Source organism: Flammeovirga pectinis, from assembly GCF_003970675.1.
GTDB lineage: Bacteria > Bacteroidota > Bacteroidia > Cytophagales > Flammeovirgaceae > Flammeovirga > Flammeovirga pectinis.
This window is the reverse complement of sequence record NZ_CP034562.1, coordinates 4,756,185-4,777,853: the sequence shown is the minus strand read 5'-3', so window position 1 is coordinate 4,777,853 and position 21,669 is coordinate 4,756,185. Positions and strand designations below refer to the sequence as shown.

Here is a 21,669-nt window from a genome sequence, read left to right as displayed (position 1 = left end):
TTGGTTTTTAAATGATAATAAAAGTTGTTGATTAAACTTTATAAATAAATTGGTGAAGATATATCCTTTAATGCTATGTCACCGACATGCATTAAAATTGTAAATTATGATCAAAGTTATAATTCTGAAATGATCAATAGTCTTCGATAGTCTCTTACAAACCTAATTTTGATAATAAATTCTAATTAATATTTTAATATGTAATCCAATAACTAATTCAATAAATTCAAAGTAATTGAAAGTCAAAAATGAGTGTTTAAAATCAAGTGATTTATCGCACATTCATTAACATCCATTTTAATAACTGATTATATATCATGCAATTTGCTATCTTACTTTATTAATTGCAAATTTTTATCAGATATATATCATAATTTGTATCTGTATAACTAACTTTCATCTACATTTACGATTTATTGTAGAAATAAGTTCAAAGTATTAATAAATATGAGTAATAATAATGAAACTGTCATCTTCTCGATGGCTGGTGTTACAAAGGTATATCCACCTAATAAACAGGTATTAAAAAATATATACCTTTCTTTTTTCTATGGTGCCAAAATTGGTGTTTTAGGTCTAAATGGATCAGGTAAATCATCTCTACTTCGCATTATAGCTGGAGTAGATACAGAATATAGAGGAGAAGTTGTTTTTTCTCAAGGATATAGTATTGGTTATTTAGAGCAAGAACCTCTTTTAGACCCAGAAAAAACAGTAAAAGAAGTTGTACAAGAAGGTGCACAAGAGACTGTTGATTTACTTCAAGAATTTGAAGAAATAAATCTAAAATTTGCAGAGCCGGAGATATTAGATGATCCGGATGCTATGAATAAATTAATTGAACGACAAGGAGAAGTTCAAGAGAAATTAGATAATCTAGATGCCTGGGAGTTAGACAGTAAACTTGACCGTGCAATGGATGCTCTTCGTTGCCCTCCAGAAGATCAAAAAATTAGTGTGTTATCAGGAGGTGAAAAACGTAGAGTAGCATTATGTAGACTACTTCTTCAAGCTCCAGATGTACTGTTACTAGATGAACCTACCAACCACTTAGATGCTGAATCTGTATATTGGTTAGAGCAACATTTACAACAATATAAAGGTACTGTAATTGCAGTAACTCACGACCGTTATTTCTTAGATAACGTAGCAGGCTGGATTCTTGAATTAGACCGTGGAGAAGGCATTCCTTGGAAAGGAAATTACTCTTCGTGGTTAGATCAAAAACAAAAACGCTTAGCGAAAGAAGATAAACAAGAAACTAAACGTCAGAAAACTCTTGAAAGAGAATTAGAGTGGATTAAAATGACTCCAAAAGGACGTCATGCTAAACAAAAAGCTCGTTTAAGTTCTTACGAATCTCTATTAAATGAAGATTCTAAAGAGAAAGAAGCACAATTAGAAATCTTTATTCCTGCAGGCCCTCGTTTAGGTTCTAAAGTAATTGAGGCAAAAGGTGTTTCTATGGCTTTTGATGATAAAGTTCTTTACGAAGATCTTAATTTTACTTTACCTCAAGGTGGTATTGTCGGTATTGTTGGGCCAAACGGTGTTGGTAAAACAACCCTATTCAAATTAATTACAGGACAATTAAAACCATTGTCTGGTACTTTTGATGTTGGTGAAACTGTAGAGATTGGTTATATCGATCAGGAACATAATGATATTGATAAAACCAAAACTGTATGGGAAACAATTTCTGGAGGTAATGAACTGATGGAGATTGATGGACGCCAAGTTAACTCTAGAGCTTATGTTTCTAAATTTAACTTTGCAGGTAATGATCAGAATAAAAAAGTAGGTGATTTATCTGGAGGTATGCGTAACAGAGTTCAATTAGCTATGACACTTAAAAAAGGGTCTAACTTATTATTACTTGATGAGCCTACCAATGATTTAGATGTTAACACAATGCGTTCTTTAGAAGAAGCATTAGAAAACTTTGCAGGTTGTGCTGTAATTATTTCTCACGACCGTTGGTTCTTAGATAGATTGGCAACACACTTATTAGTGTTTGAAGGTGAGTCTACTGTAAGATACTTTGAAGGTAACTTCTCTGAGTATGAAGAGAAAAGAAGAGAAGAAATTGGAGATATCACACCAAAAAGATTGAAATATAAAAAATTGACAAAATAATTTTTTATCAAACAACTCTAAAAAGATGCTTCTTTTACTGTTTATTAGTAGAAGAAGCATTTTTTTTCAACTGAAAAGACGTTATTTTTGTAAATCCGGTAAGATTAATTTTTATTGGATATTCACAATAAAAAAGATTAAGGTGCTATCTTTAAAAAGAAGCATTTTATAAAAAGAAAGTATGCAAGACGTAATTCGTTTATTACCTGAGTCATTAGCCAATCAAATTGCTGCAGGTGAAGTGGTACAGCGCCCCGCTTCCGTAGTAAAAGAGCTAGTAGAAAATGCTATCGATGCAGGTAGTGACGCTATTATTTTAAAGGTAAAAGACGCTGGTAAAACTCTAATTCAAGTAATTGATAACGGAATTGGTATGTCTGAAACTGACGTACGAATGAGTTTTGAACGTCACGCAACATCTAAGATTCTTTCTTCTGATGATCTTTTTAATATCAACACATTTGGTTTTAGAGGTGAGGCGCTTGCTTCTATTGCTGCTGTTGCACAAGTTGTTGTGAAAACAAAAAAAGAGGAAGATGAAATTGGTACTACTATAGAAATTGAAGGTTCCGAAATTAAAAAACAAGAACCTATTAGTACTCCTAAAGGAACAAGTTTTTCAGTGAAAAATTTATTCTTTAATGTTCCTGCTAGAAGAAAGTTTTTAAAATCTAATCCTGTAGAATTAAAGCACATCATAGATGAGTTTCAGCGTGTAGCACTAGCTCATCCAGAAATTTCTATGCTGATGATTTCTGATGATAAAGAAATCTATAATCTAAGAGCTGGTAATATTGCTAAGCGTATTGTTTCTATGTTTGGTAAATCTTATCAAGAACAACTGTATCCTTGTCAAGAAGATCTTGATGTAATTAAGGTGAGAGGTTATATTGGTAAGCCAGAGAATGCAAAGAAAACACGTGGAGAACAATTCTTCTTTGTAAATGGCAGATACATTAAACACTCGGCATTAAATCATGCAATAATGACGGCATACGACTCAATATTGCCTGAAAGTCATTTTCCATTCTATTTACTTTACATAGAAATAGACCCTAGTGATGTTGACGTAAATGTACACCCTACTAAAACAGAAGTGAAATTTGCAGATGAAAGAACAACCTATGCTATTGTTAGTGCTGCTGTAAAACAAGCATTAGCTAGTTATGGAGTTGCTCCTTCTATTGATTTTGGTATTGATGTAAACTTTGCAAAAGATAGGAAAGAAAGTATTCTAGGAAATAATCAAATGATACCTCCTTTAGAAAAAGACCTTTCTTCTAATATTCCAGATTTACCTGCTCCATCATCAAATGATTTTGCATCAACGTCAAATTCATTAGACAATTTCTCTGTCAATGTTCCTTTCGATCAAAATTCAGAAAACGATGATTTTGTAAAAATATCTTCTCGTTTAAACACTTGGAATCAACCTTCAAGTGATATGCCTGATTTTTCTCCTTGGAATCCAATTGAAATGGGTGATAATCAATCATCAAATAACTTTTCGAATTCAGATTCTACAGAACAATCTCTTACTTATAGTAGTAGAGCTAATGATCTTGATAATTCAACAGAAAAAGATACTGTTTTAGAAGGTTTTCCATCTGATAATGTAATACCAATCCAACTACATAATAAATATATTATGTATCAAGTTAAATCTGGTGTTATGTGGATGGATCAAGAGGCCGCTCACGAACGTATTCTATATGAAAAATTTCTTTCTCAAATAGAAAATACTTCGGGTGTATCTCAGCAATTATTATTTCCAAAAACGGTACAATTAAACCCTTCGGATTTTGCTTTATTTTCTGATTTTACTACAGAAATCGCAGCATTAGGCTTCAATTTCAAAGTAGAAAAAGACAATACCATTTTAATTAATGGAGTACCTACAATTATCCAAGGTGGTGATGAACAAGAAATTCTTGAAGAGTTATTTGAACAAATAAAGCACAACCAAGAACAGTTACGTTTATCATCTAATGATAGTATTGCTCGTGCTTTAGCAAAAAGAGCTAGTATTAAAAGTGGTCAATTGTTAGAACTTCAAGAAATGAAGTCTATGATTGAACAATTATTTTCTTGCTCTTCTCCAAATTATACACCTGATGGTAAAAAGACAGTTGTATTGATGGATACTGCACAAATTGAAGGAATGTTTAATATCCGATAGTTTCTATATTTGATCAATTGCAGCTGCTAAATCCCTATCTTTTTGAGTTACGGTATTACCTGCATCATGTGTTGTTAAACAAATGTCTACTTTATTCCACACATTCGACCAATTAGGATGATGTTGATGAGCTTCTGCTAAGAATGCTACCCTTGTCATAAAGGCAAATGCTTCGGGAAAGTCTTTAAATGTAAAAGTTTTTTGAAGCTGATTATTCTCTTCCTTCCATGTATTCATATCAACTCTAGGTTAAGTTATAAAGTATTGTTCCTAATAATAATGAAAAAGGTAATGCTTATTGATAAAGCCTTCTTGTCATTATTTATAAAATTAAATTACAAAAAAAAGCCGACACCCTAAGGTACCGGCTTCATTTAAGCAAAAGCTTAATATATTTTTAGTGCTTGAAATGACGAACACCTGTCATTACCATAGAAACACCATGTTCATTACAGTAATCAACTGATAATTGATCTTTAATAGACCCACCAGGTTGAACAACGGATTTGATTCCTTCTTTATCTGCAATTTCTACACAATCTGGGAATGGGAAGAATGCATCAGATGCCATCACAGCCTCTGATAAATCAAATCCAAAACTTTTTGCTTTTAAAATTGCTTGGTTTAAAGCATCAACTCTAGAAGTTTGTCCTACTCCGCTTGCAAACAATTGACCATCTTTTGCTAAAACAATAGCATTAGATTTTGTGTGTTTACAAATTTTGTTAGCAAATAGAAGTGCTGCTGTTTGAGCATCTGAAGGAGATTTTTCAGTAACAACTTTTAAATCTTCCCACGATTCAGTAGTAAGGTCTTTATCTTGTGCTAATACACCGTTTAATAAAGATTTGTACTGAACTTTACCCAATTTCACCTCTTTTCTATTTAAGATGATACGGTTTTTCTTTCCTTTTAATAATTCTAATGCTTCTGCATTAAAACCTGGAGCGATAACTACTTCACAGAATAATTTATGAATTTCCTCAGCTGTTGCCAAGTCAATTTCCATATTACTGATTAGTACACCACCAAATGCAGATACATTATCACAAGCTAAAGCTTTTACGTAAGCATCTTTTAAATCACTTCCTAAAGCAACACCACAAGCGTTTGTATGCTTTAAAATAGCGAAAGCAGCTCCTTCTTTAGCAGGAAACTCATCAATTAATGCTACAGCAGCATCAACATCTACTAAGTTATTATAAGAAAGTTCTTTACCATTTAACTGGTCGAACATTTCTGATAAATCTCCGTAGAATGTTCCTTCTTGATGAGGGTTTTCTCCGTAACGTAAAGTTTTAGCTGTACGTTCTGATACTTTCAAACTAGGAATAGCTTCTTCCTCTTCTGCTACTACACTATTGAAGTAGTCAAAGATTTTAGAATCATAGTGTGAAGAAATATCAAATGCTTTTGCAGCAAAACGCATACGATCTTTAAGATCTGTTGCTCCATTCTTTTCTGAAAGAATAGTTGCTACTTCATCATATTGTTCTCTAGAAGATACAATTAAAGTATCCTTATAATTCTTAGCTGCTGCACGAATTAAAGAAATACCTCCAATATCAACTTTCTCTACAATTGCTTGATGCGCTGCATCTTGAGCTACTGTTTCCTCAAATGGATAAAGATCAACAATTACAAGATCAATGTTCGGAATATCAAATTCCTCAATTTGAGCTTGATCAGTTTCGTTGTCTCCTCTGTTTAGGATACCTCCAAAAATTTTAGGATGTAAAGTTTTAACACGTCCTCCTAAAATAGAAGGGTACGAAGTTAAGTCTTCAACAGCCGTTACTTCGGCTCCTAGTTCTTCTATAAAACTTTGCGTTCCACCTGTTGAGTAGATAGTGACACCTTGTTCTTGCAGTAGTTTTACAATTGGCGCTAGATTGTCTTTGTAAAAAACCGAAATGAGTGCTGACTCGACCTTTTTCATAGTTGATAATCTTTGTTTTAGTGATTATAGCGCGAAAGTAATCAATTCAAGTCTAAAAAAAATCTACTTGTACAAAAAAGACTGAAAATTACAGTGAATTACCTATAATTTTCAGCCTATTTTTAAAAATTCATCAATGATTAACCTTATTTTACTAAAATTTCATAGTTGCTAAATGACCTATGAAGGTTAATAATTTCTGGAATTAATAATGAAGAATCATCATTTTGTAATTTTATATCGGCAAGATTAAATAACTTTTCTTCTCCTTGCTGTTTATTAATTATATCTTCAATTTGATTTTTTGGACGATGATCTCTTTCCAAAACACGTTGAACCCTTTTTTCTATTGGAGCGTCAACCACTATTACTTTATCAAGTTTTTTATAATTACCATTTGTAAACATCAAAGCTGCTTCTTTAACAACATAAGGATGTATTTGTAATTCAATTCTAACCCAATCATTATAATGGTCTGCTACTCTTGGGTGGACGATGCTATTCATGGTTTCTAATTTTCTCTTATCAGAAAATATTTGGCGAGCTAAGAAAGGTCTGTTCAGCATTCCGTTTTGAAGATATGCATCTTTACCAAACACTGAAATGATTTCTTTGATAATTTTAGGGTCTTCTCGCATTAACATTTTGGCCTGAATATCTGCATTGTAGATTGGAGCTCCTAATACTTTAAAAATTCTACAGATATAACTTTTGCCAGCACCTATTCCACCAGTAATTCCTACTTGCATGGCTTATTAATTAACTTTTTGTACTCTTAAGTACTTTGGTGATAATAAAATATTCTCGTAATTATCGTTATCTAAAAACACCTTTGGTGTTACCGTTGAGTCTGCCCAATTAATATCCTTGTAGTCAACAACTACAGGTATTGAGTCTATATTATTAATAAGGTCTTCTCTAATAATATAACTAATATACACATCATCAGGTACTAATGAAAATTTTTCTATTACTTCTTCTTCTGGGAAATTAACTTTTAACAGTTTTGCTTTCTCTGTAGAAGAAATAAAATAGAACACATTAAAAGATACTTTCACTTCATCATATTGAGAAACAATTAATCTTTTATCATTATTACCTGGGATTTCTATTGGAATATATTCGTTTAAATTTTCTGCTATTGGCTGAGCATCTTCTGATGCTAACAACAGGTTATTAGGGAACCTTGCTAATTCTGTACTTGGTCCTCTAAATATTACACTATCAGGTATTACATTAATATTACCTACTCTCCTATATCCATTCTGAAAATGAAAAGAAGTTGTATCAATCTTAACTGCTAGTTTTTTATTGGTAAGCGTATCGTAATCAAAAGCCAATGTATCTTCTAGGATATAATTTACTTTTAATCCTTTTAATACCTGTGATAATTCTTTTAGTAAAACTTTACCTGCAAGATATTTTACAGACACTGGGTCTTCAAGATTAATATTAAGCTTACTATTCCCTATTCTTAAAGACTTACTTAAAAGTGTCCATCCGTTTCCTGTTGCATTTACACTAACGTATTTAGGAGGCTCTTGTAAGGCTACAACATTTTCCTCATTTACTTTTACGATAACGGGAATTTCTATTGTAGAAGTGTGATCTTCGTTTAGAGAATGAAAGACCCAAAAGATAAATGCTGTCATGAAACAAACAATCATAGCACTCCAATCCCATGTTTTTATATCTTGTAAGAATGTACTATTCTCTACAAAATTATTTAATTTTTCTTCTACCCATTTAATGAGTTTCGGAAAGTCTGGAATATGGTATTTTCTATTAGGCATATCTATTTTTAACCTACTGAATAATGCTATAATATCTTTAGAAAAATAAAAAACCGTAACATAAATATATTTTATGCTACGGTTTACAAGATAGTAAGGTTTATCACGAATAATTATCAAACACTAAAAATATTTTCAAAATTATTGGTCACCTTAATATTAAAATGGAGATTAGTCCTTTTTATCTTTTTTAGGTCCAAAAACAATATTTGTGTTTTCAGCAGAGATAGAAGATTTTTCAAAAGTTACTTTTACTCCTCTATCAATTTCTAAAACTACTGTAGTATTATTTACTTCATAAACTTTACCATGTAAACCACTTACAGTAACAACCATTTGCCCTTTCTTAACAGCGTCAGAAAATTTTTGCTGATCTTTTTGTTTCTTTTGTTGTGGACGAATCATAAAGAAATAAAATACCGCAACCATACCTACGATAAATACTAAGTTCATAATTTGTGCTGAATCTCCTCCACCTGGAAGTTGAAGTAGAATGTTGTTTAAAACGTTCATTTTATTGTTAATTAAATTTCAAAATTCTTTTATAATTAAGCTGTAGATACAACCTTTCTTATGCTTTGCTACAAAAATACAAACCTCTACTAGGGAACTACCCTAATAGAGGTTTTTTTTTGTGAAAGATCCAAAAGAAAACAAATTACATTGTTCCTTTCTCTGCTTTAGGGTTCACTTTAGCTCTAATAGTTACTACATCCATACCGTCTTCTACATTGGCCTGAATAGTAACTCTTTTTACTTGAGTTCCTTTTTTATGTGCACTATTAAAAGTAACAGTCAATTTAGCAGTCTCTCCAGGTGCTAGAGGCTTTCTATCCCAATCAGGAGCAGTACAACCACATGTTGTTCTAACATTAGTGATTGTTAAAGGCACCTCACCTTGATTTGTATAATTAAATACATGCGTTACCTTATCACCTTCTGTGATTTCACCAAAGTTAAATTCTTTTTCTTCGAAATTAAATTTAGCTAAAGGCCCTGTACTTGCTTTAGTAGTAGAAGCTGTAGATACAGCCGCAGATTTCTCTGTTGAAGAAGATTTTTTTTCTTCACCACAAGAAATTAACATTGTAGCCATAACTACAAGTATTGATAATGATTTGATTAATTTCATTTGAGTAATCTATTAAGACATTTTATTATTATTTGTCAATTTAATTACAATAATAATCACTTTAAACTAAAAAAGGCAAAGAAGTAAGATCTTCCTTGCCTTTTAATGAAATCTGAAAAGAGAATTTATTTATCTTCTTCTTCTTCATCCAATGCTGGAGTTGCAATACGCTCTTTTAAAGCATCAACTTCTCCCATTAATTCTTCTGCATGCTTAATAGCATCATCTATTACACGCTGTCCTTCAGACTTAGCGGCAGTTACAGCTACTTTTCTTTCTTCTAATAAATCTTCAACAAGATCTTCTAAATCTTCTCGATATTTATCTAATTTAAACGTTAAACGTTCTCTAGTATTTTTTCCTTTATCTGGTGCAAAAAGAACACCTAATAAAGCACCTGCAGCAGCTCCTGCAACAAAACCTAAAAATGAATTTCCTCCGTTCTTTGCCATGTTAAAGTCAATATGTTTAATTATTTGTTATCCAGTAGACCTTTTCCACTTTTCTTGATTTTTCCTTCCGATTGTAATTCTTCAGAAATTGAATCTAACATACCATTAATAAACTGCCAACTTTTTGGTGTACTATATTGCTTAGAGATCTCAATAAACTCGTTGATTGTAACTTTTACAGGTATATTTCTGAAATTTAACATTTCAGCTAATGCCATATTAATTAGTATACTATCAACTTTTGCAATTCGATCTATAGCCCACTTTTTAGACTTATTGGCGATAATATCTTTAAAGTTTTCTTCTTGGCTAAGTGTTAAGCTGAAAAGCTCTTCAAAAAACTCTTTATCCTCTTCCCAGTTTTTAGAGATAGATAAAATTTCTGTTGCCTTATCTTCAGAAATATTTTTCACAGTCTTTAATACCATACTTCTCAGTATGCGTTTATTCTCAGACCAGTTCAAATCTTCTGCTTCAAAAGACGACTCTATTATCTCATTTTTAAAGATGAAGTCTCTTACTATTAAACGTAAAATTTCTAGATGAGTTTCAAAAGTTGAAGAGTCTTTTGTAAGCTCCTCAATAGCAGTAATTAAATCTTCATCACGCTTTAAAACTCTAAGCCATTCTAAGACTTTTTCGTCATCTTCAATTCTTCTTAATTTATGTTTTGACAACAACTCCATCAAAACTTCATCTTCTCTAAGAACTGTAAATGCTTTATTGTTATAGAACCAATCAACAAATTTTTGATCAAGTTCAATATTTCTTGCGTTCTTCTCTATTTTTCTTTCAAGCTCTTTTTTAGATAACTCAGAGATATCTATTAAGTAAGAAAGAATTTTAAGGTATTTAGTAAATAATTGCTCCGTTTCAATGACCATCTTTTTCTTGAAGTCATTTTCATCTTTAATTACTAATTGCTCGTAATGGTTCTTAGCTTTAGATGCTACTTTAAGCAGTTTTACATCCAATTCTTCTGTAGAAGCTTCCGTATCTTCATTAAGATAATTTGTAAAGTATTCTATTACTTTAGCTTGTTCTTCATCAATTCTTGCTTTTTCCTCTTGTCCAAATTCTAAGAACTCTTCTCGGAATTCATCCCTAATTGTATCTAAAGTCAATTCTTTATTTGATGCTTTACTTTGCTTGAAAGCATAGACGCTTTGCATTATTTTAATGCGTAATAATCTTCTATTTAGCATGGATCTACTTTTATCTAAAAACTAAGGAACATTTATAACTAATTGACGAAAACAAGCATATGAAAGTTCAAGTCAATTAATTTTATTAAGAGTCTGAATGGAATATATAATGAAGATGATTCAATAAAAGGTAGGATTAACTTCAAAAACAGTATTCAAACATACTCTAAGATACAAACCCGATTTGTGGAATACACATAATCTAAGTTGTAGTGCATAGCTTAAAGATGAGGTGTTTGTTTTAACAGGTTAGACAAACAAAGCGTAACTTCCTCTTTAACTGCTTTTTTGATATTTAAGAAAAAGAAAAAGGCTAATCTAAAATTAGACTAGCCTTACTTGGTAGCGGGGACCAGACTCGAACTGATGACCTTCGGGTTATGAGCCCGACGAGCTACCAACTGCTCCACCCCGCACTGTTTTTCTTAAATGCTCTGCAAAAGTAGAGTTTTTATATTAACCAACCAAATGAAAAGGGTTTATTTATTAATAATAAGCGTTAATATTTATACTACAATGCCAATAGTGAGTATACTTAAGTTTTTAATTCCACTATCTAATAACACATAACCTGCTGATTCTAAAGTAGAACCTGTAGTTAAAACATCGTCTACTAAAAGTATATGTTTATTTGAAAAAACTTCTTGTTTTTTTACATCAAATACATTTTTAAGATTAGAAACCCTTTCCATTCTTGTTTTTTTAGTCTGCGTATTAGTATACTTCTTTCGAATGAGGTTCTCTTTTATATAAGGTATATTCCATTTATCACTTAAAGCAGTACAAAAAGTATCTACTTGATTGTACCCTCTCTCCTTTTTTCTTTTAGAATGAAGAGGAATTGGTACGATATAGTCAATGTCATTTATAGCTGAATTATATAGATCTCCGAAGTGATTAACAATCCAAGTACCTACAACTTCTTGATTTTTATATTTAAGATGATGAATTAAACTTCTTGTAACACCAAAATTTTCGTAATAGAAAAAAGCTAGACCATATTTTAAATTTACCTTATGATTAAATAACTGAGTGATTATATTATTCTGAGCATTCACCCAACAACCATCAAAAACAGGCAGTTTTGAATGACAATGAAAACATAACACTTCCTCCCCTTCATTAAGCATTTGATTACAATGAAAACATAAGTCGGGAAATAGACTAAAAAATATGGTTTTGAGTAGTTTTATAAGCTTTTGCATAGTTTTTTTGTATGAATCGTATCGTTAACTTGAGTAAGTTACGAGATCAAATAAATTATTCAATAATTATATAGCTACAATACAATAGCTTAAAATATAGATATAGTGGAAAACGAAGAATTAGAGCAATTAAAAATTGAATGGACTCAGTTACTTTCTGCATTAACAGAGACATTAGGAAAAGCTCCGGCAGATTTAAATAGTATTCTATTTTTAATAGGTATTCAAGAATTAGGGAAAGGCCCTGTCCATTTTTCTAAAGAAGAAAAGCAAGATCTTATTCATATTGCAACATGTAAAATATTAAGCTATTCTAATTATTACGAATTAGAAGGACTTGATAAAGAAGGGTGGCCTCATTGGAAATTAATAAAAAAAATTCCTTCAATGGATTTACTTGCCCAAGAACAACTCATGAGATGGCATGTTGTTCAATATTTTAAACACGAATCAGATCTATTAGACTAATATGAAAGTAATATCATACAATGTTAATGGCATACGTGCTGCCATTAAAAAAGACTTATTAGAATGGGTAAAAGGTATTAACCCCGATGTTATTTGTCTTCAGGAAGTTAAAGCAAATGAGGAGCAAGTTGACCTTGAGGGATTCAAGGCATTGGGGTACAAATATGTTTATTGGCACTCTGCACAAAAAAAAGGTTACAGTGGGGTTGCAATTTTCTCTAAAGTAGAGGCAAAATCTACTAAAATAGGCATGGGAATTGATGTGTATGATGCTGAAGGTCGAACTATACTGTGTGAGTTCAAAGATTTTACCTTAGTAAATACTTACTTTCCTTCTGGGACATCTGGTGAAGAGAGACAAAAATTTAAATATAATTTCTTAGATGATTATTTTAAATACATCTCAAACCTAAAAACTGAATACAGTAATTTAGTCATTTGTGGCGATTTTAATATCTGTCATAAAGCTATAGATATACATAATCCCGATCGCAATAAAAACACTTCTGGTTTTCAGCCTGCTGAAAGAGAATGGGTTACTAAATTTATTACCGAAGGTGGTTTTGTAGATGCATTTAGAAAATTTGATGAAAACCCAGGGAAATATAGCTGGTGGACATACCGTGCAGGAGCTAGAGGTAAAAACTTAGGATGGAGAATTGATTATTTTATGGTACAAGATACTTTTGCAGATCGTCTTACAAATTCACTTCTGCATAATGATGCTTACCATTCGGATCACTGTCCCGTCGAAATTGACTTTAAATAATTATTTAAGAAATAATTCCATGAATTATACGCTATAAATCATTATTTTAAATATTTTTATACTCACATACTGTATTCTTCTTCAAATGGTTAGAGTACGAATCCAGCTACAACAATTTATGTAGCTGTAATACAATAGAAAATTCATTGCAGATGAGAAAGCTGATAGCTATTACATTCTCTTTTTTAATCCTAGCTGTATTTATGGGATGTGGTCCAACAAACCACAACGAAAAAGATGCAGAAAATAAACTAACACCCACAAGTGGTGATAAATTTTACGGAGGAGTATTTAGAGTAAACGAATCAGAATATATCAAAAACTTATACCCACTAAGTATTATTGATATTTATTCTTACAGAATTGCTTCTCAAATTTATGAAGGGCTATTCAAATTTGATCAAAAGACTTTACAGGTTGTTCCTAGTTTGGTAGACAGTTATGCAAAATCTGATGATCAACTCGTTTATACCTTTAAATTAAAAGATAATGTCTATTTCCACGACGATAAATGTTTTGAAAATGGCAAAGGAAGAAAGCTATCTGCACAAGATGTAGTTTACAACTTTAACCTTATCTGTACATATAATAGAAATAATCAGTACGCACATTTATTTACTGATATAGTAAAAGGTGCTGTTGAATATTATGATGCAACAAAAGAAAATCTATCTTTTGTTAGAACTCCTGAAGGTTTAGAAGGTGTTGCCGGTTTTAAAGTAATTGATGCTTTAACTCTAGAAATCACTTTACTAAAGCCTAACTCAATGTTTTTATATAACCTTGCTAGACCTGGTTCTTTTATCTTTCCTAGAGAAGCTGTAGAAAGCTACGGTGAAGACATGAGAACTAAATGTGTTGGTACTGGTCCATTCCAGATAGCAAGTGTTGATGAAGATATTTCTATTAATTTATCTAAGAACGAAAATTATCATGGTGTTGATGAGTTTGGTAATAAACTACCTTTCTTAAAAGCTATATCAGTTTCTTTTATTAAAGATAAAAAAATAGAATTCTTAGAATTTAAAAAAGGAGAGCTGGACATGATGTACAGAATTCCTACGGAAGATATTATTGATGTGCTTACGGAATCAGATGAGACAAATGAAAACTTTAAGTATCATCTACAAAGAATTCCTGAAATGTCTACACAGTTCCTTGCAATGAATAACCAAGGTAAAGTATTTCAAGACATCAATATTCGTAAAGCCTTTAGTTTTGCTATTGATAGACAAAGAATATTAGAATACATCTTAAATGGAGAAGGATACATGGAAGGATATCACGGTATAACTCCTCCAGTATTTAAGAATTATGATATTGAACAGATCACAGGTTATAAAATGAATATTGATTCTGCAAAGTATTATTTAGCAAAAGCTGGATACCCTGATGGTAAAGGTTTTCCTAAGGTTACTTTAGACCTTAACACAGAAGGGGAACAATACAGTAACGTAGCACTTGAGGTTAAAAAACAACTTAAGGATAAGCTAAATGTAAATGTTGAATTAAAAATTTCTCCATTTGCTCAGATTGCAGAGAAAAGTATAATGGGTAGATATGATTTTTTACGTTTAGCGTGGATTGCCGATTACCCTAGTCCAGAAAATTACTTATGGGCATATTACGGTAAAACTCTTCCAGAAAACCCAGAAGAAAAATCTTGGCCAAACTTAATTCGTTACTCAAACCCTAAGTTTGATGTCGAATATGAAAAAGCATTAGCTTCTATAGATCAGAACCAAGCAATGGTACATTTTATGAATGCTGAAAAGATTTTAATGGCCGATGCACCCTTTATTGTACTGTGGTATGACGAAGGATATCGCCTAATTCAGAGACATGTTGAGGATTTCCCTAATAATCCTATGCAATATCGTGATTTCAGTACCGTTTATTTTGATAAAACTCATTAATATTAATTATATTACTATATGATAAATAAAACTGATTCTTACTTTAGAATCAGTTTTATTTTTTAATAGGGAATTATTCATTCTTCTATCCTAAATTATTAACTCATAATATTATCACAAACCTTATGTTTGAAAGCAAAATAAAAGCCTATAAACAAAAACTATATAGAAACGCTGCTATGAAAGGCACCATTCTAACACTAGCTGCTGTATTAGGTCTATTTTTGCTTTTTAGTGTATTAGAGTATTTAAATAATTTCGGTACTACTACTCGAGCAATTCTCTTTTTTGCTTATATCATGTCCTTCTCTTATATATTCTTTTTGTGGGTTATAAAACCTCTAGCAAAAATGAATGGTATAAGTAAACAGATTAGTGATGAACAAGCAGCAATTGAGATTGGTAATCACTTTCCAGAAATCTCTGATAAGCTTATCAATTCAATACAATTACAATCAGATGCTAAAAGTAATAGCCTTATAAAAGCTACTTTAGAGCAAAGAGGACATCAATTTTCTCCTATTAATTTTACTACAGCAATATCATATAAAGAAAACTTAAGGTATTGGTATAGGTATCTCCTACCCGCTTTAGTAGTATTGTTTGCTATCTTATTTGTAAGACCACAAATTATTGTAGAAAGTACTCCTAAGATTATTCAATTTGATAAAGAGTTTTTACCAATAGCACCCTTTACTTTTAATCTCCTAACCTCAAACTTAGAACCCTTCCAAGGAGATGACTTTGAGTTAAAAGTAGCATTAAGTGGCGAGGTATTACCATCTGATGTATATATAGAAACAGATAAAGGATCTTTAATCAAACTACAAAAATCTAATCCTGGGTATTCTTTTGTTCATACATTCAAAAAAATGCAACATGGGGTTAAATTTAGATTTAAAGCAGCGGGATATTATTCAAAAGAATTTAAAATCAACACATTAACTCGCCCTAATTTATCTAAGTTTAGCGTACAGGTTACCTACCCTAGATATACAAATAAATCAAATGAGACTTTAGAAAATACAGGTAATTTACTTGTTCCTGAAGGATCAAATATTACATGGTTATTTGATACCAAAACAACAGATTCTATTCAATTATATTTTAAAGAAATTGCACTAAAATCTGATGCTGAAATAGTAGACAACAACGTATTTAAATACGTCTATAAAACAAATGAATCAACATCCTATAGTGTCACTTTATCAAATATTTATGGTACAAATAAGGATAGTATTTCTTATTTCTTAAATGTGATAAAAGATAAATACCCAAGTATAAGCATGAGGCAATACCAAGACACAGTCATGTTTGATTATCTTGTATTTGGTGGAAATATTGGTGATGATTATGGTATCACTAGATTACGTACTCGCTATAGAATTAAAAAGAAAGATGATACTAAATCTCCTACTACTTTTAATAAAATAGATATTCCTTTTAATAGGAAAGCAATTGATCAAAGTTTCTATTACAAATTAGAAACAAATCAATTTAACCTTAAAGAAGGTGATAAGTTAGAGTACTTTGTTGAGGTTTATGATAATGATGGTGTAAACGGTAATAAAAGAAGTAAAACACCTATGTATACTTTTATGCTACCTACCTCTGCAGAAATAGAAAAAGATCTAGAAGAAAGTAAAAAAGAAACTGAAAATAAATTAGAAGAAACTCTTGCTAAAGCTGATGAATTAAATAAAAACCTTAAAAAATTAGAGGAAAAATTAAAAGGTAAAAGACAATTAACTTGGCAAGATAAAAAAGACATTCAAAAACTAATTGAAGAAAGAAAAGCATTACAGCAAGAATTAGAAAATCTTCAGCAACAAAGTCAAGAATTAAAAGATAAGCAAAGTAAGTTTTCTGATCAGGATAAAAGTGTTGCTCAAAAAGCAGAACAACTTCAAAAAATTATTGAAGATATTAATGATGAAGAAACTCAAAAATTATATGATGAGTTACAGAAGTTAATGGAGCAAAACTATATTAACCAACCACTCCAAGAAAATTTAAAGAATATCGAGAAAAAGCAGAAGAATCTTAAAAATGAATTAGAAAGAACTATTAAACTTTTTAAGAAGCTACAGATAGAACAAAAAGCAAAAGAAGTATCTAGTAAATTAGAAGACCTTTCTCAGAAGCAACAAGAGGTTGCAAAGGAAACTGATGAACTACAAAAGAAGCAGGAAAAAGAAGCAGAAGACCCCTCTAAAAAAGCTGAAAATGACAAGGCAAAAGAAGACCTTGTTAAAAAGCAGCAAGAACTGAATGAAAAGTTCGAAAAAATAAAACAAGAGATGGAGGAACTTCGTAAAATGGATAAGAAGGAACAAACTAATCAAGACTTTGAACAGTTTACTCCAAGTGAAAGATCAATTCAGAAAGAACAAGAAAATGCTTCTGAACAATTAAAACAAGATAAAAAGAAAGACGCTCATCAATCACAAAAGAAAGCGGCCAATAAAATGCAGCAAATGGCTAAGCAAATGCAACAAAGTATGCAATCTGCAGAAATGGAACAAATAAGTGAAGACCATGATGCACTGAGACAAATAATGGAAAATCTTTTAAAACTATCCTTCGATCAAGAAGATCTTATGGAATCCTTTAAAAAGGTGAGAAGAATTGATCCAAAATTTGTTGAATTGTCGCAAACACAACTTAAATTGAGAGATGATGCTAAATACATAGAAGATAGTTTAGTTGCACTCTCTAAAAGAGTATTCCAAATAGAGTCGTTCGTTACAAGAGAAGTAACAGATATGAACAAATATATGGATGAAAGCTTAAATGCTATTAAGAGACGTGTACCTGAAGTAGCAGCTAGTAAACAGCAGTTTACAATGACCTCAATAAATAACCTTACATTACTATTGAGTGACATATTAGATAATATGCAACAGCAGATGAGCCAAAGTATGGCTGGCCAACAGATGAACCAGAAACAGTCTTCTTCATCCCCTAGCCCTAGTCAGATGCAGCAGCAATTAAACCAACAGATGGAAAACTTGAAAAAGAGTGGCAAATCTGGAAAGGAATTATCTAAAGAACTTGCTAAATTAGCAGCACAGCAGGAAATGATTAGAAATGCTTTAAAACAAAGTATGGGATCAGGACCTGAACAAATGCAAGGACAGAAGAAAGATGGCCAAGACGGAGAAGGAATAAAAGAGGGTGGTAATGGCTATGGAAAGATCCTTAAAGAAATGGAAAAAACGGAAGATGATTTAGTTAATAAAGAACTTACCGATAAATTAATAAAAAGACAAAAAGAAATTTTAACCAGAATGCTTGAGTCTGAAAAGGCAAAGAAAGAAAAAGGGAAAGATGAAGAGAGGAAAGCTGAAACAGCTAAAAAGCAAAGACAGATACCTCCTCCGGATAGTTTTGATGAATATTTAAAACAGAAGGAAAATCAAATAGAATTGTTACGTACAATTCCTACCTCTTTGAATACTTATTACAAGCAGGAAGTGAATAAATACTTTGAAAAGATAAAGGATTGAAATGCCTACAAGCACAATGAATAAACCATTCAAATTAAAGATACCTTCGCTAATAGAAAATGTTCGTATTGCGGAGAGTTTTATTGATCAAGCTCGTGAAGAGTTTAATTTCAATGATGACATTTATGGCAATATCATGATTGCTGTTACAGAATCTGTAAACAATGCTATTATCCATGGAAATAAAAATGATAAGGATAAGAACGTTCATTTAGAGTTAAAAGTATCAGACAATGAAATTGCCTTTACAATAGAAGATGAAGGAAAAGGCTTTGACTATGAAGGTCTACCCGATCCTACTGCTCCAGAAAATATTGATAAGCCCGGAGGAAGAGGAATCTTTCTTATGAAACACCTTGCAGATGAAGTAAACTTCTCTAACGAAGGAAAAGCAATTACTCTTACTTTCTATATTTAATTAATGGAAAGAGAAATTACTTTTTTTACAGAAGATATTTCTTTTGATATTCCTAATGAAGGACCTTTAAAAGAATGGATTCAATCTGTTATCGAAAAATTTGATTTCAAATTAATTGGTGTCAATTATATATTGTGCTCTGATGAATACCTACATAAAATAAATGTGGAGTATTTAGATCATGATACTTATACTGATATAATTACTTTTGATAACTCTGAATATGAAAATGAAATAGAGTCAGACATATTTGTAAGTATTGATAGAATTAAAGAAAATTTTAAAACTATTGGTACAAACGAAACTGATGAATTTCATAGAGTATTAATTCATGGTATTTTACATCTTCTTGGGTTTAAAGATAAATCTGATGAGGAGGCTAAAAAGATGAGAGATTTAGAAGATGAACAATTAGCATTCAGAAATGAAACACTAAAAGCTTAATTCATTATTCTAAGTTGACCTTCTAACTGTGTTCCACGTAAAACATTTTCAATTTTATTGAGTGTTTCACGTGGAACTTTTTTATTATATGAAAACATTAAGTCTTTGATAATTTTTGATTTATTATCTTTGCATATAATTACAGTTGAGTTTATTCACTGTAAATCAGAAAACTGAAGAAATTTACTTACGTTCCACGTGGAACGAAAAAATAATAATAGAATGTATCCATCTTATGACGTTATAGTAATTGGAGGAGGACATGCAGGCTGTGAAGCTGCTCATGCTGCCGCTACACTAGGATCTAGTGTGCTACTAGTTACAATGAATATGCAAACTATAGCTCAAATGAGTTGTAACCCTGCAATGGGTGGTGTTGCCAAAGGACAGATCGTTAGAGAAATTGATGCTCTTGGTGGTATGTCTGGAATTGTGACAGATAAATCTATGATTCAATTTAGAATGTTGAATAGATCTAAAGGTCCTGCAATGTGGAGTCCAAGAGCTCAAAGTGATCGAATGGTATTTGCACAAGAATGGAGAGATACTTTAGAGGCAAATCTAAATGTAGATATATGGCAAGAAATGGCAACTGAAATTGTTATGGAAGGCGATAAAATTACTGGAGTAAAAACAAGTTTAGGAGTAGTATTCAATACTAAGTCTGTTGTTTTAACGAATGGTACTTTTTTAAATGGACTCATTCATATTGGTGAAAAACAATTTGGAGGAGGACGAAGTGGTGAACATGCGGCAAAAGGTTTAACGGAACAATTAGTTGGTTTAGGCTTTGAAGCTGGAAGAATGAAAACAGGTACTCCACCAAGAGTAGATGGACGTTCTTTAAATTGGGAGAAAATGCAAGAGCAAGCTGGAGATGAAAATCCAGAAAAATTTTCTTACTCTGATACTACCACTACACTAACAAAACAAAGAAGTTGTTTTATTACATATACTAGTAATGCAGTACATGATGTTTTAAAAACTGGCTTTGATAGATCACCAATGTTTAACGGAAGAATCCAAGGATTAGGCCCAAGATATTGCCCATCTATTGAAGATAAAATCAATCGATTTGCAGAAAGAGATAGACATCAAATCTTTGTTGAACCAGAAGGTTGGAATACTTGTGAAATGTATATCAATGGTTTTTCAACATCTCTTCCTGAGGATGTCCAATTCAAAGCGCTCCAAAAAATTGAAGGTTTTGAGAATGCTAAAATGTTCCGTCCTGGTTATGCAATTGAATATGACTTCTTCCCTCCTACACAATTAAAATCTACACTAGAAACAAAGTTAGTAGAGAACCTCTATTTTGCTGGTCAAATTAATGGTACTACTGGTTATGAAGAAGCAGCATCTCAAGGCTTAATGGCAGGGATAAATGCACACAATAAAATAAAGGAAAAAGAAGCATTTATCTTAAAAAGATCAGAAGCTTATATAGGTGTTCTTATAGACGATCTTATTAATAAAGGAACTGAAGAACCTTACAGAATGTTTACTTCTAGAGCTGAATATAGAATACTTCTAAGACAAGATAATGCCGATATAAGGTTAACTAAATTAGGATATGATTTAGGTCTCGCTGCAGAAGAAAGATTTACAGCTGTAGAGAAAAAGAAGAAGCAAATTGACCATGTTGTCGAAACACTAAGAGAAACGAGTATTAAAGTTAATACTGCAAATCCTCTTTTAAACGAAAAAGGATTACAGCCGTTATCTCAAGGTATTAAAGCAACTCAGTTTATCAAAAGACCACATGTTGGTATGGATTTAACTATGGAAGCTAATCCTTCTTTAAAAGAAGCTTTTGATGGCTTTGGAGAGAAGGCTTTAGAAGAAGCTGAGATCCTATTGAAATATGAAAACTATATTGAGAAGGAACAAAAGCTTGCTGAGAAATTAACTACCCTTGAAAACTATAAAATTCCTGAAGGTTTTAATTTCAAATCAATCACTGCTTTATCATCTGAATCAAGAGAGAAAATGACAAAAATTGCTCCTCTAACTTTAGGCCAAGCCTCTAGAATAAGCGGAGTTACTCCTGCAGATATTACAATATTGATGGTGTATTTAGACAAACAAAAAGTCTAAGTATAAA

At 31.6% G+C, this 21,669-nt stretch carries 18 protein-coding genes and 1 tRNA gene; 9 read left to right on the top strand and 10 right to left on the bottom strand.

The features are described from left to right. Positions 1-447 precede the first annotated feature (447 nt). Together ettA and mutL are read left to right on the top strand one after the other, a co-directional pair. Positions 448-2,136 (top strand): energy-dependent translational throttle protein EttA, encoded by a 1,689-nt coding sequence (ettA, locus tag EI427_RS18810; protein WP_126617656.1) that lies wholly within the window; start codon positions 448-450, stop codon positions 2,134-2,136. Positions 2,137-2,317: 181 nt separating this feature from the next. Continuing rightward, positions 2,318-4,315, top strand: coding sequence for a DNA mismatch repair endonuclease MutL (gene mutL / locus EI427_RS18805; protein WP_126617654.1), 1,998 nt, complete (start codon positions 2,318-2,320; stop codon positions 4,313-4,315). A 3-nt stretch (positions 4,316-4,318) separates the two neighbouring features. Here the strand turns inward: mutL and EI427_RS18800 are convergent, their stop codons facing one another. The 10 genes from EI427_RS18800 to EI427_RS18755 form a co-directional block, all read right to left on the bottom strand. Continuing rightward, complete coding sequence (locus EI427_RS18800) at positions 4,319-4,552, bottom strand: 4a-hydroxytetrahydrobiopterin dehydratase (protein ID WP_126617652.1); 234 nt, start codon at positions 4,550-4,552, stop codon at positions 4,319-4,321. A 160-nt stretch (positions 4,553-4,712) separates the two neighbouring features. After that, a complete protein-coding gene (gene purH / locus EI427_RS18795) occupies positions 4,713-6,254 on the bottom strand; it encodes a bifunctional phosphoribosylaminoimidazolecarboxamide formyltransferase/IMP cyclohydrolase (protein WP_126617650.1) in 1,542 nt (513 codons plus the stop codon). 146 nt (positions 6,255-6,400) lie between these two features. Beyond that, positions 6,401-7,003 carry a dephospho-CoA kinase gene (coaE, locus tag EI427_RS18790; protein ID WP_126617648.1) on the bottom strand — a complete coding sequence of 201 codons (603 nt, stop codon included), beginning with the start codon at positions 7,001-7,003 and terminating at the stop codon, positions 6,401-6,403. A 6-nt stretch (positions 7,004-7,009) separates the two neighbouring features. Then, entirely contained in the window at positions 7,010-8,047 is a 1,038-nt protein-coding gene (locus EI427_RS18785) for a YbbR-like domain-containing protein (protein ID WP_126617646.1), read from the bottom strand. 171 nt (positions 8,048-8,218) lie between these two features. Beyond that, positions 8,219-8,560 carry a preprotein translocase subunit YajC gene (gene yajC, locus EI427_RS18780; protein ID WP_126617644.1) on the bottom strand — a complete coding sequence of 114 codons (342 nt, stop codon included), beginning with the start codon at positions 8,558-8,560 and terminating at the stop codon, positions 8,219-8,221. 145 nt (positions 8,561-8,705) lie between these two features. Continuing rightward, positions 8,706-9,179 (bottom strand): DUF1573 domain-containing protein, encoded by a 474-nt coding sequence (locus EI427_RS18775; RefSeq protein ID WP_126617642.1) that lies wholly within the window; start codon positions 9,177-9,179, stop codon positions 8,706-8,708. 125 nt (positions 9,180-9,304) lie between these two features. After that, on the bottom strand, positions 9,305-9,631 hold the full coding sequence (locus EI427_RS18770) for a YtxH domain-containing protein (protein WP_126617640.1): 327 nt from the start codon (positions 9,629-9,631) through the stop codon (positions 9,305-9,307). 20 nt (positions 9,632-9,651) lie between these two features. Then, positions 9,652-10,836: a transcription antitermination factor NusB gene (gene nusB / locus EI427_RS18765; RefSeq protein ID WP_126617638.1), complete on the bottom strand. Its 1,185-nt coding sequence runs from the start codon at positions 10,834-10,836 to the stop codon at positions 9,652-9,654. 340 nt (positions 10,837-11,176) lie between these two features. Then, a tRNA-Met gene (locus EI427_RS18760) sits at positions 11,177-11,252 on the bottom strand. Between the two features lie 90 nt (positions 11,253-11,342). Further along, on the bottom strand, positions 11,343-12,041 hold the full coding sequence (locus EI427_RS18755) for a ComF family protein (protein ID WP_126617636.1): 699 nt from the start codon (positions 12,039-12,041) through the stop codon (positions 11,343-11,345). 105 nt (positions 12,042-12,146) lie between these two features. Here EI427_RS18755 and EI427_RS18750 point away from each other — a divergent pair, with 105 nt between their 5' ends. From EI427_RS18750 to mnmG, 7 genes are all read left to right on the top strand, one after another. Beyond that, positions 12,147-12,509, top strand: a complete 363-nt coding sequence (locus tag EI427_RS18750) for a hypothetical protein (protein ID WP_126617634.1) — start codon at positions 12,147-12,149, stop codon at positions 12,507-12,509. Between the two features lies 1 nt (position 12,510). Then, positions 12,511-13,278, top strand: coding sequence for an exodeoxyribonuclease III (locus EI427_RS18745; protein ID WP_126617632.1), 768 nt, complete (start codon positions 12,511-12,513; stop codon positions 13,276-13,278). 152 nt (positions 13,279-13,430) lie between these two features. Continuing rightward, entirely contained in the window at positions 13,431-15,194 is a 1,764-nt protein-coding gene (locus EI427_RS18740; RefSeq protein WP_126617630.1) for an ABC transporter substrate-binding protein, read from the top strand. Positions 15,195-15,319: 125 nt separating this feature from the next. Further along, positions 15,320-18,703 (top strand): DUF4175 family protein, encoded by a 3,384-nt coding sequence (locus tag EI427_RS18735; RefSeq protein ID WP_126617628.1) that lies wholly within the window; start codon positions 15,320-15,322, stop codon positions 18,701-18,703. Between the two features lie 16 nt (positions 18,704-18,719). Then, positions 18,720-19,121 (top strand): ATP-binding protein, encoded by a 402-nt coding sequence (locus EI427_RS18730; protein WP_126618485.1) that lies wholly within the window; start codon positions 18,720-18,722, stop codon positions 19,119-19,121. Between the two features lie 3 nt (positions 19,122-19,124). Then, the gene (gene ybeY / locus EI427_RS18725; RefSeq protein ID WP_126617627.1) at positions 19,125-19,565 is read left to right on the top strand and encodes an rRNA maturation RNase YbeY; all 441 of its coding nucleotides are present in this window, start codon (positions 19,125-19,127) and stop codon (positions 19,563-19,565) included. A 222-nt stretch (positions 19,566-19,787) separates the two neighbouring features. Beyond that, the gene (gene mnmG, locus EI427_RS18720; RefSeq protein WP_126617625.1) at positions 19,788-21,662 is read left to right on the top strand and encodes a tRNA uridine-5-carboxymethylaminomethyl(34) synthesis enzyme MnmG; all 1,875 of its coding nucleotides are present in this window, start codon (positions 19,788-19,790) and stop codon (positions 21,660-21,662) included. Positions 21,663-21,669 lie beyond the last annotated feature (7 nt).